Source organism: Nostoc sp. CmiVER01 (assembly GCF_034531135.2).
In the GTDB taxonomy this organism is placed as follows: domain Bacteria; phylum Cyanobacteriota; class Cyanobacteriia; order Cyanobacteriales; family Nostocaceae; genus Nostoc.
Genome location: NZ_JAVRBU020000004.1, coordinates 409,188 through 419,212, shown reverse-complemented (window position 1 = coordinate 419,212; position 10,025 = coordinate 409,188). Strand labels below are relative to the sequence as shown.

Below are 10,025 nucleotides of genomic sequence, written 5' to 3'. Positions count from 1 at the left end.
TAACAAATGAGTACTCCGAAATAACAAATGAGTACTCCGAAATAACAAATGAGTACTCCGAAATAACAAATGAGTACGCCGAAATAACAAATGAGTACGCCGAAATAACAAATGGGTACGCCGAAATAACAAATGGGTAGGCATAGCCAGCACTTCGACAAAGCTCAGTGACCACCGTAGGCATCGCCTTATATGAAAAACCCTATAAATTCAACTTTGCTAACACCTCAGCTAAATCTTTATCCGCCCATTCCCTGTCTTGTCTTGCTACCGCCAAATCTGCCAAAATATCCGCGATCGCCCGATGCACAACTTTATCGCTAACATCCACAAACTGCGATGGACTAAGATTATAATCCGCTTCCCTCAATTCCTCTATCTTAATAACCTTACTCAGCTTCTCTCGCGTTTCCCAATTGCGATAAACCTCACAAACCGCCTTAATCCCTTCCTGCGTCAAAATATTCTTCGGATCGCCTTTGACAAAATAATCAGCAGCATTAATCAGCAAAAACTCACCCTTACGATTCAGAGGTTTCAGGCGATTTAACAAAATTACCACTCTTGGCGCAGTCGTGTTATAAAACAGGTTTTCAGGCAGCAAAATCACTCCTTCAACTCTGTCCCTTTCTACAAACTTCTTGCGGATGTCCCTTTCTTGATTTTTGTTCTGACTCCCGGAACCGCGAGACACCGCCCCTGTATCCAAAACAACCGCCGCCCGTCCGTTATCTTTCAGCGATGCCCAAATATGCTGCACCCATCCCCAATCTGCGGAAGATTTGGAGGCAATTCCGTCTTTGAACCTTTCAAAAGAATCTTCTTCATAAGCATCTGCGCCGTAGTTGTCCTGATTCCACATCGGATTAGCAACCACATAGTCAAAGCGCATCACCTTCTTGTCAACCGTAAATTTAGGTTGTCTGAATGTATCACCAATCTCAATTTGTGTATCAGTAAAATCCTGCAAAAACATATTCATTTTGGCGATGCCTGCGGCGGGCTACGCCAACGCGAAAGTTGTCCAGTTCAACTCTTGCCCAAATAATCGAGGCGCTTTACTCTCTTCCCCTGGATGCTTGCGGTTGAACACCAGACGCGGCTTAGTCAACAACCTTTCCGATCCACAAGTGGGATCATAAATCTTCGTGTAAGGTTCAGGGTCAATAATTTCCGCAATCAACCAACCCACCTCTGATGGTGTCAGAAACTCCCCGGCACTTTGCCCTTGTCCTTCGGCAAATTTCCGCAGCAGATACTCATAGGCTTCCCCTAAAACATCGGCATTGGTATTCTTTAACCCCAACCGATGCCGACTGATGACTTCAATCAAGTCCTTTAAACGGTCATCATCTAAAACGCGCTGATTGCTTTGCTTTTCGTTATAATCTTTGAGCGTCAGCGTTCCCGATAACCCAGGATTGCGCTTTGCCACTTCCCGCATCGCCGTTGTCACAAACTCCCCTAAGCCATCTTTAGGATGAAAGCGAATCGCCTCCCAACGGTATTCGTGGGGGACATAGTAACGCACAATCGGCTGACGGTTATTTTTAATTGCATCTTTGTGATCCGCTTCAATGAAAGCACGGGCTAAATCTCCCCCCCCAAATTTCTCGGCGCACTTTTCATACTCATCATCAAAGACATCAGACAGCCGTTTGTAGAAAATTAGCGGCAGAATAAAATCCTTAAATTTTGGTGCATCCGTCGCACCGCGTATCTTACAAGCAGCATCCCACAGCCATTGTTCCATTGCCGGAATATCCAAGCGATCGCCAGCTTGGTTTGCTAACTGTAGAAGTGGTAAATCTCCAGAACCGTTTTTCTCTGCTGACTTTTTACTGTTTTTCCTGATTCCACGCGGCACTGTACTTAACTCCTGCGTTAGCGAAGCAAACCCGTCGGTATCGCTTCTATCTTATTTAAAGGAATCCCTATTTTCGCAGTTTCTCGGCTAATTGTTGATAAACGATCTCTAATCACACAGGAATCACAGTAGGACTTACGCAAAATCAAACACGCCGTAAGAACAATAATAAATTGCTCCTACAGCGTATAGTTTTGTGTAAATTTTAAATTTAATGTACATTAACTAATTATTTGTCAATTTAACAAAATATTGTCACAGCGCCCTAAATACCTAAAACCCTTACATAACAATGATTATATCAGGGTTTTTCCTATTTAAGACAGTTATACCCATCTAAGCCGATATTCACTAATTAGATGTCAAATACCAGATATTTCACAATTTAATTGTCAATTTCCAGAAACCTGGAAAAATCATGAGTTTTTATAAATTAACAAATTATTTGTCAATATAGTAGTATAATACAACTATGTTTTAATAGAACACTGTATGCAGGATGCAGAATATTCTACAACTTTTACAACAGGGGCAAGCTCCACAGATGTTAATAACGATCTTGCTGAAGCAAACGTTATTGTTTCTGAACTTTCAGATGAAGCTTTGCTGAAAATGGAGGTGATTCAAAGTCTTTTAGAAAATAGCGGCACTACATATACTCAAAAGCTCAAGGAAGCAGCAGAAAAGCTTGGTAAGTCAGTACGTACAGTACGACGGCTAGTAGAGAAATGGGAACACGAGGGTTTAGCTGGACTGGCGCAAAATCAACGGGTGGATAAAGGGAAGCATCGAGTTGATGAAAACTGGCAAGAGTTTATTTTGGATACCTATAAAAAGGGTAATGAAAGAGGTAAAAGGATGACTCGCCAGCAGGTATTTATCAAAGCTAAGTCCAGAGCTGATGAACTGGGAGTTAAGCCTCCTTCCCACATGACGGTTTACCGAATTTTGCAACCGTTAATAGATAAAATTGAGCAAGCTAAAAGTATTCGCAGTCCGGGTTGGCGTGGTTCGCGCTTATCAGTTAAAACCCGTGATGGAAAAGATTTACAAATAGAACACAGTAACCAAGTTTGGCAGTGCGACCATACCCTTGTTGATGTTTTATTAGTAGATCAGCATGGCAAAATTCTTAGTCGTCCCTGGTTAACAACGGTTATTGATAGTTATTCGCGCTGCATTATGGGGATTAACTTAGGCTACAATGCACCAAGTTCGACTGTTGTAGCTTTGGCGTTACGTCATGCAATTTTGCCCAAACAGTATAGTTCAGAATATGGACTTCACGAAGAATGGGGTACTTCTGGTTTGCCGCAATACTTTTATACGGATGGGGGTAAAGATTTTCGTTCCAACCATTTACAGCAAATAGGAGTGCAGTTAGGGTTTGTTTGTCATTTGCGCGATCGCCCATCTGAAGGTGGTATTGTTGAGCGTCCGTTTAAAACTCTAAACACAGAATTATTCTCAACTTTACAAGGATATACAGGTTCAAACGTTCAAGAACGACCAGAGCAAGCGGAGAAAGAAGCTTGCTTAACGTTGCGTCAGTTAGAGCAAATATTGGTTGCTTACATCGTTCATAACTATAACCAGCGAGTTGATCATCGAATGGGCGATCAAACAAGATTTGTTCGCTGGGGATCTGGTTTAATTGCTTCTCCTGATTTACTCTCAGAGAGGGATTTGGATATTTGCCTAATGAAGCAAACACGGCGACAAATTCAACGCGGGGGATATTTGCAATTTGAAAACTTGATGTACCGGGGTGAATATTTAGCAGGTTATGCGGGAGAAAGCGTAGTATTGCGATATGACCCCAGAGACATCACAACGATTTTGGTTTATAGCATAGAAGGGGATAAAGAGGTATTTATTGCTCGTGCTTACGCTCAAGATTTGGAGACGGAAGAACTATCTCTAGATGAAGCAAAAGCTAGCAGCCGTAAAGTGCGGGAAGCGGGTAAGGCTATGAGCAATCGATCAATTTTGGCTGAAGTTCGGGAACGCGAAACATTCCAAACTCAAAAGAAAACCAAAAAAGAGCGTCAAAAAATAGAACAGGCTGAGGCCAAAAAAGCTAAACAACCTATACCTGTTGAGCCAGAGGAATCAGTAAAGGCAGTATCTATTGATAGCGAACCTGAGCCAGAGATGCCGGAAGTTTTTGATTACGAACAAATGCGTGAAGATTACGGATTTTAGAAAATGACTTCAAAAGAAGCCCAAACAGTCGCCCAACAATTGGGTGATATTCCCGTTAATAGTGAACAATTACAGGCGGAGATTCAACGATTAAATCGTAAAGCTTTTGTTCCACTTGAACAAGTGCAGATTCTTCATGATTGGTTGGAAGGAAAGCGCCAATCAAGACAATCTGGGCGTGTAGTAGGTGAGTCGAGAACGGGTAAAACAATGGGTTGTGATGCCTATAGGCTTAGGAATAAACCCTCTCAAGTTGCAGGAAAACCCCCAACTGTACCTGTGGCTTATATCCAAATTCCCCAAGAGTGCGGTGCCAAGGAATTCTTTGGGGTAATTATGGAGCATTTGAAATATCAAGTAACTAAAGGAACAGTGGCAGAAATTCGAGATAGAACACTGCGGGTTCTTAAAGGTTGCGGGGTAGAGATGTTGATTATTGATGAAGCTGACCGCTTTAAGCCGAAAACTTTTGCGGAAGTGCGTGATATTTTTGACAGGTTGGAAATAGCAGTGATTTTGGTAGGAACTGATCGCTTAGATGCAGTGATTAAGCGGGATGAGCAGGTTTATAACCGTTTTCGGTCTTGTCACCGTTTTGGAAAGATGTCAGGGGAAAATTTTAAGCGAACGGTTGATATTTGGGAGAAGCAAATACTGAGATTGCCAGTTGCTTCCAACCTTTCGAGTGAGACGATGTTAAAGACGTTAGGGGAAGCAACTGGAGGTTATATCGGTGTGATGGATATGATTCTGCGAGAGACTGCAATCCGGGCTTTAAAAAAGGGACTGCAAAAAATTGATTTGGAAACTTTGAAGGAAGTAGCTGCTGAGTACAAGTGATGGAAGTGGAAAATATTAAGCCTTGGCTGTTTAGAGTTCAACCATACCAAGGAGAAAGCCTGAGTCATTTTTTGGGACGCTTTCGACAGGCAAATGATTTAACCCCTACTGGGTTAGGTAAAGCCGCAGGACTTGGGGGTGCGATCGCCCGATGGGAAAAATTTCGGTTTAATCCCCCACCGTCTCGCCAGCAATTAGAGGCATTGGCTAAGGTTGTAGAGGTTGATGCTCATAGGCTAGCGCAGATGTTACCGCCTGCTGGGGTGGGGATGAAGCTTGAGCCGATTCGGTTATGTGCTGCTTGTTATATGGAGTCACCATGTCACAAAATTGAATGGCAGTTGAAGGTGATACAGGGGTGTGATCGCCACAAGTTAAGCTTGCTTTCAGAATGTCCCAACTGTGGGGCTAGGTTTAAGGTTCCAGCAGTGTGGCTGGATGGATGGTGTCAAAGGTGTTTTACGACTTTTGCGGACATGGCAGAACGTCAGAAAGAAATTTATGTAGACAACTAAAAAAGTTGTACAATTTGCGCGGCTACAAGCACTATTATATCGTTAGCTACTGGGAAGTTTTGAAAAAATAAAGTTCTACAATTTCATCATGCTACTATCCAAAAACAAATAAAAATGTTGTACAGTTTTGCAACCGATTTCCCTGTAAGGATTTGGGAATATTTGCGCCAAGATTTAGTGGCGATGCCTACGGCGGGCTGCGCCTACGCATTCCAAGTACAAAGCTGAATCAAAAGCTTGAGTTTCGAGGGATACGATCGCACTCTATTTCACTTTACTTGTAGCCATTAGCATGGAGCGATCGCTTAAATCATCTCTCAACTAAGCAACGCCATTTTCTAAGCAACATCAAGCTACCATAGCCAAAAACAGTAAATATACTAGCTACTAACTAGCCTAGTGTCTCTTATGGTCATAAGGAGCAATGTCCGGCCAAAAAACATTGGTATCTACATTGCTACTGACATCTGCCAAAAGGGAAAACACCGCAATATGGTTAGACTTGAGGATTTGACAAAAGGCACGCAAGTACAAGGTATCCTGCCAAACAGTATTGTCGCCATCGTTGATGCTCAGTGGCATGGCTCTGATGTTGTGGAATTGACATACAAAGATGCTAGCGGCACGCTAGGGAATGAGTTAGTCTTTCGAGATAGAGAACCGACTCTGGAAATAATCACCTCTGGTGGTGCTTGGAGTTTTACTGCTGATGGGGCTAATTTTCGTTTGGCATCAGAAGCGCACCGCATCCGTCTAGCTTATCTCTTCGACCCCTTGCTAGCTGTTCACACCTCTCTAGTCGAACCTTTACCACACCAAATAACTGCCGTTTACGGGGAAATGTTGACTCGACAACCTCTGCGTTTTCTCTTAGCAGATGACCCAGGTGCAGGTAAAACTATTATGGCGGGGTTGCTGATGCGGGAATTGCTCATCCGAGGTGATTTGCATCGTTGCCTTGTGATTTGTCCCGGCAGTTTAGCCCCACAGTGGCAAGATGAATTGTCACAAAAGTTTCATTTACGCTTTGAAATTCTTACTAATGATCGCATTGAATCAGCAGTGACTGGAAATGCTTTTGCTGAAATGCCGTTGGTGATTGTGCGACTGGACAAACTCAGCCGCAATCAAGACTTACAAGCAAAGCTAGCGCAGACAGACTGGGATTTGGTTGTTTGTGACGAAGCTCATAAAATGTCAGCTTCGTTTTTTGGTGGTGAAATTAAAGAGACGAAACGCTACAAACTTGGTAAGTTACTCTCAACTTTAACTAGGCATTTTTTATTAATGTCAGCGACACCACATAACGGTAAAGAGGAAGACTTCCAGTTGTTTATGGCGTTATTGGATGGTGACAGATTTGAAGGACGCTTCCGCGATGGTGTTCATGTAGCAGATACTTCTGACTTGATGCGGCGATTGGTTAAAGAAGATTTGCTGAAATTTGATGGAAAACCGCTATTTCCAGAACGCCAAGCTAGCACTATAGAATATGAACTATCGGATTTAGAAGCGGTACTTTATAAGCGAGTGACTGAGTATGTCCGCGAGGAATTTAATCGTGCCGATGCTTTAGAAAATGAAGGGCGCAAAGGTAATGTTGGCTTTGCTTTGACTATTTTACAACGTCGGCTTGCTTCTTCCCCAGAAGCTATATATCAATCGCTGCTACGCCGTCGGGAAAGGTTGCAAAAACGGCTGAGGCAAGAAGAAGTTTTGAGGCAGGGAAGTAATGCAATCATCATGGAATTTAAGCAGGTTCTGGATCTGGAAGATTTAGAAGATGATTTAGAGGATATTCCTGGTGAAGAACGAGAAGCAACAGAACAGGAAGTAGTTGACCTAGCTACAGCATCACGGACGATCGCAGAATTACAAACAGAAATTAAGCTTTTAGAAGAATTAGAGCAATTGGCACTACGAGTGCGACGTAGTGGTAAAGATAAAAAATGGGAAGAACTCTCGAATCTGTTGCAAAATGATGCCGAAATGTTCAATGCCCAAGGACATCGGCGTAAACTTTTGATTTTTACTGAGTACCGGGACACATTAAATTATTTGACAGATCGGATTCGGACGCTAATTGGACGTAATGAAGCTGTGGTAAATATACATGGCGCAATGGGACGCGAAGAACGCCGCAAAATGCAAGAGGCGTTTACCCAAGATATCGAAGTACAAGTCTTAATAGCTACGGATGCTGCGGGTGAAGGGATTAACTTGCAAAGGGCGCATCTCATGGTTAATTACGATTTGCCTTGGAATCCTAACCGCCTAGAACAGCGTTTCGGACGAATTCACCGGATTGGGCAGACGGAGGTTTGTCATTTATGGAATTTAGTGGCAAAAGGCACTCGTGAAGGCGATGTATATTTAGCGCTATTGAAAAAGATAGAGGCAGAGCAGAAGGCACTGGGAGGTCAAGTATTTGATGTATTGGGGAAAGCGATCGCAGGGACGGAATTACGAGAGTTATTAATTGAAGCAATTCGTTATGGCGATCAACCAGAGGTGCGAGACAGACTCAACCAAATCGTACATGATAAACTCGACCAACAGCGACTACGCGAACTTTTAGAAGAACGGGCTTTGGCACGGGATTCGATGGATATCGCCAAAGTGCAGCAAATTCGAGAAGAAATGGAAAGGGCAGAAGCGCGACGGTTGCAACCTCATTTTATTGCTTCTTTCTTCCTAGAAGCATTTACCCAATTAGGTGGAACATTGCGTCAACGTGAACCCCAGCGTTACGAAATCAGTCATGTTCCGGCAGTTATTCGCAATCGAGGGCGGCAAATTGGTGTAGGAGAACCGTTGCTGCTACGTTACGAACGTGTCTGCTTTGAAAAAGATTTGATCAGCATTTCTGGTAAACCCCTAGCTGCCTTCATCTGTTCTGGACATTCTCTACTGGATGCCACAATTGATCTGACTTTAGAAAGACACCGGGATTTGTTGAAACAAGGCACCATATTAATCGATGAAAATGATTCCAACGAAGGAACCCGCGCCTTAGTTTATCTAGAACATTCCATACAAGACGCGCGGACAAATCTAAATGGCTCTAGGCGTTTAGTATCGCGGCGGATGCAATATGTAGAAATCAATCCAGAAGGCAATACCTACAATGCAGGTTACGCACCTTACCTCAATTACCGTCCGCTAACAGACGAGGAAAAGGGTATTGTGGAAACAGTTTTAGAAGAATCTTGGTTGCGAGAAGATTTAGAAGCAAAAGCCAAGAGTTATGCGATCGCTCACCTTGTTCCCCAACATCTTCAAGAACTCAAGCAGCGCAAAGAGGAACTTATTGCTAAGACGATGACAGCAGTAAAAGATAGATTAACCAAGGAGATTAATTACTGGGATCATCGGGCAGAAGAACTGAAAATGCAAGAGGAAGCTGGCAAGCCTAATGCCAAAATTAACTCAGGTAAAGCACGTCAGCGAGCTGATGATTTGCAAGCACGGTTAATGCAACGCTTGGAGGAATTAGAGCAAGAACGTAGATTATCGCCATTACCGCCTGTGGTGGTTGGGGGTGCGTTGGTAGTTTCAGTAGGCTTGCTGCAACGAATGCAAGGCAAACAACAGGCAACAACAGCGATGTTTGCCACAGAGACAGAACGAGTAGAACAGGCAGCAATGACGGCTGTGATGGAAGTAGAACGCAATTTAGGGTACGAACCAATAGATGTGAGTACCCAGAAATGCGGCTATGATATTGAGTCACGCATCCCGAAAACAGGGCAGTTGCGGTTTATTGAAGTCAAGGGAAGAATTGCAACTGGACAGACAGTGACAGTAACCAAGAATGAAATTATCACTGCCTTAAATAAGCCTGAGAATTTTATTTTGGCACTGGTGAAGGTGCCTCCGGCAGATATAATCGATAGTAATTGTTCAATTCGCTATGTGCAGCAACCGTTTCATAAAGAGCCAGATTTCGCAGTCACGAGTGTAAATTACAATTTACAAGAATTGTGGCAGATGGGGACAGCACCGCAATAATTCGAGATTTTAGAGAGATTGATCTGCGATCGCAATTTTGTCAGAGTAATCGCTCTTAAGTCTGCCTCCTTTATTGGATAGCTAGTTATCCAAGTAAAAAGGGATGCTTTTGGTGAGAGCAATCACAGGACTAAACTAACTCCTTAGCAGAAATTCTCAGAGGCTCGACTTTATGCGATCGCTTTCCTTTGGGTGCTACAAAGCGAATCTCGACATCGTAACCTGCACTCCTAGCAAGTTTTGCTAGGGTTTCAATTTTAGGAACCTGTTTCCCAGATTCAATCCGAGCTAGCTGTGGCTGTTTAATGCCAACCAACTTGGCAAAATCTCGTTGACTTAAGCCGCTAGCCTTTCTTAAAGCAATAACTTGTTTTGCACACTGGAATTCAGACTCCAAGGCATCGTATTCAGCCTTTACCTCTGGATCTGCTAAAACCTCATCACGGATAGAATTCCAAAAAATTGTGTTAAAAGTCATCGTTTTTTAAACTACAGGCTTTTAGCTAAAAATAATGTGCGCTCCGAGTTATCACTGAACCATCCAGCAAGTATCGTGATTATAATTGCCGGACGAAGCTCTGTAACTA

General features: G+C 43.1%; 5 protein-coding genes and 1 pseudogene. 4 read left to right on the top strand and 2 right to left on the bottom strand.

Annotation, left to right across the window (positions count from 1 at the left end):
* Positions 1-202: 202 nt before the first annotated feature.
* Positions 203-1,753, bottom strand: a pseudogene (locus tag RMZ43_RS08845) (N-6 DNA methylase).
* Positions 1,754-2,359: 606 nt separating this feature from the next.
* On the opposite strand from RMZ43_RS08845, the gene RMZ43_RS08840 reads away from it, so the two are divergent.
* The 4 genes from RMZ43_RS08840 (at position 2,360) to RMZ43_RS08825 (ending at position 9,438) form a co-directional block, all read left to right on the top strand.
* A complete protein-coding gene (locus tag RMZ43_RS08840) occupies positions 2,360-4,072 on the top strand; it encodes a Mu transposase C-terminal domain-containing protein (protein WP_322653770.1) in 1,713 nt (570 codons plus the stop codon).
* A 3-nt stretch (positions 4,073-4,075) separates the two neighbouring features.
* Positions 4,076-4,912, top strand: a complete 837-nt coding sequence (locus RMZ43_RS08835; RefSeq protein WP_322653769.1) for a TniB family NTP-binding protein — start codon at positions 4,076-4,078, stop codon at positions 4,910-4,912.
* Entirely contained in the window at positions 4,912-5,427 is a 516-nt protein-coding gene (locus RMZ43_RS08830) for a TniQ family protein (RefSeq protein ID WP_322653768.1), read from the top strand. Before RMZ43_RS08835 ends, RMZ43_RS08830 begins: the two co-directional genes overlap by 1 nt.
* A gap of 492 nt (positions 5,428-5,919) precedes the next feature.
* Positions 5,920-9,438, top strand: coding sequence for a helicase-related protein (locus RMZ43_RS08825; protein WP_322653767.1), 3,519 nt, complete (start codon positions 5,920-5,922; stop codon positions 9,436-9,438).
* A gap of 130 nt (positions 9,439-9,568) precedes the next feature.
* Here RMZ43_RS08825 and RMZ43_RS08820 read toward each other — a convergent pair whose 3' ends face one another.
* The gene (locus tag RMZ43_RS08820) at positions 9,569-9,916 is read right to left on the bottom strand and encodes a helix-turn-helix domain-containing protein (RefSeq protein ID WP_322653766.1); all 348 of its coding nucleotides are present in this window, start codon (positions 9,914-9,916) and stop codon (positions 9,569-9,571) included.
* Positions 9,917-10,025 lie beyond the last annotated feature (109 nt).

Bases quoted from the DNA above. Each gene is read 5' to 3' on its own strand.
- RMZ43_RS08840 (WP_322653770.1), top strand. From the start codon at position 2,360: ATGCAGGATGCAGAATATTCTACAACTTTTACAACAGGGGCAAGCTCC.
- RMZ43_RS08835 (WP_322653769.1), top strand. From the start codon at position 4,076: ATGACTTCAAAAGAAGCCCAAACAGTCGCCCAACAATTGGGTGATATT.
- RMZ43_RS08830 (WP_322653768.1), top strand. From the start codon at position 4,912: ATGGAAGTGGAAAATATTAAGCCTTGGCTGTTTAGAGTTCAACCATAC.
- RMZ43_RS08825 (WP_322653767.1), top strand. From the start codon at position 5,920: ATGGTTAGACTTGAGGATTTGACAAAAGGCACGCAAGTACAAGGTATC.
- RMZ43_RS08820 (WP_322653766.1), bottom strand. From the start codon at position 9,916: ATGACTTTTAACACAATTTTTTGGAATTCTATCCGTGATGAGGTTTTA.